Here is a 1,792-nt window from a genome sequence, read left to right on the forward strand (position 1 = left end):
TCGGCCGGCGATTTCCTACGGGCAGCGGGTCTGCCGGACCTACGCCGAGCTCGGCGACCGGGTGGCCCGGCTTGCCGCGGCCCGGACGGCCGCGCGCGCCGCGCCCGGCGCCCTCGCCCCTCGGCTCCTCGCGACCGGCGCCCGGGCCGCGGCCCTGGCCCTGGCCCTGGCGCGGACCCCGGCCCCGGGGGCCTTCCGCGGCGCGGGCGGTCTCGCCGGCCGAGAACTCGGTCTTGCGCGAGGACAGCTCGGAGGCCTCCGCGGCGAAGGTCGCGGGAAGCTGCGCGGTGGGCACCTTCTGGCGGGTGATCTTCTCGATGTCGCGCAGGTAGCCGCGCTCGTCCTCGGCGCAGAAGCTGATCGCCACGCCCTCGGCGCCGGCGCGCGCGGTGCGGCCGATGCGGTGGACGTACTGCTCGGGGACGTTGGGGACCTCGAAGTTGATCACATGGCTGACGCCGGGCACGTCCACGCCGCGCGCGGCGATGTCGGTGGCCACCAGCACCCGCAGCGAGCCGTTGCGGAAGGCGTCGAGCACCCTCTCGCGCTCGTTCTGGCGCTTGTTGCCGTGGATCGCCTTCGAGGCGACGCCGGCGCGCTCGAGGTTCTTCACCACCCGGTCGGCGCCGTGCTTGGTGCGGGTGAAGACCAGGACGCGGTCATAGTCCTCGGCCTTCAGCACCACGTTCAGGGCGGCCTGCTTGTCGCCGGCGCGCACGAAATGCACGCGCTGGTCGACCTTCTCGGCGGTGGTGGACTGCGGCGCGACCGAGACCTTGACCGGGTTGGTCAGGTACTGGCCGGCCAGCTCGGCGATGGCCCGCGGCATGGTGGCCGAGAAGAACAGCGTGCGGCGTTTCTTGGGCAGCATCGGCACGATGCGGCGCAGGGCGTGGATGAAGCCCATGTCCATCATCTGGTCGGCTTCGTCGAGCACCAGCGCCTCGACCTTCGAGAGGGTCATCGCGCCCTGGTCGATCAGGTCCAGCAGGCGGCCGGGGGTGGCGACCAGCACGTCGGCGCCGCCCTTCATCGCCCGGATCTGGCGGCTGACCGAGACGCCGCCGAACACGGTCTCGACGCGCAGGGTCATGTGGCGGCCGTAGGTGCGGAAGCTCTCGGCGATCTGGTTGGCCAGCTCGCGCGTCGGGGCCAGCACCAGCACCCGGGTCGAGTGGGTGGGCCGCGCGATGCGGTCGCGCTGGATCATGTCCAGCAGCGGCAGGGCGAAGGCCGCGGTCTTGCCGGTGCCGGTCTGGGCGACGCCCAGGATGTCGCGTCCCTCCAGCGCCGGCGGGATCGCCTGGATCTGGATGGGGGTGGGGGTCGCGTAGCCTTCCTCCTCCAGCGCGCGATGCAGGGGCGCCGAGAGGGGCAGGTCGGAAAAGGTGGTCATTGAGCGCCTTTCATGGGCGATGGGCGCCCGGGCGCGGCCATGGAAGGACGCGGGGCGCAATGGGTCCGTCGGATGACGGCCCGCGTGACTCAGGACGTGCAGGGCTGAGGGGCGTCCGTTGGACCGCCGGATCCGGGGGCGGAGCTTTTTGGGCCGCCCGAGCTTCACGCCATCCGGTCGATCGGACCGGGAGATCTCTCCCGGCCGACGCTCGGGGCCATATGGCAGCGATCCTGACCGATAGCAAGCCCCTCGTTCACGCTCCCGCCAGCCCCCCGCCCGCGTGGCCAATCCGCGACAGCCCCCCGCTCGCCCGTCCCCCGCCAGCCCCAGGCGCCCCAGGCGCCCCGCCCGAACCCCCGGCGCGAGCGCCTGTTCTCCGGAGCCGTCCGTCGC

The 1,792-nt window shown here is 73.2% G+C and carries 1 protein-coding gene; it reads right to left on the minus strand.

All coding sequences use genetic code 11. The features are described 5' to 3' along the window. Positions 1 to 1,396, minus strand: a 1,396-nt coding sequence (locus AAC134_RS23815; RefSeq protein ID WP_339952301.1) for a DEAD/DEAH box helicase, incomplete at its 3' end; no start/stop codon positions are given. Positions 1,397 to 1,792: the final 396 nt, after the last annotated feature.

Source organism: uncultured Albimonas sp., from assembly GCF_963977235.1.
Classification (GTDB): domain Bacteria; phylum Pseudomonadota; class Alphaproteobacteria; order Rhodobacterales; family Rhodobacteraceae; genus Albimonas.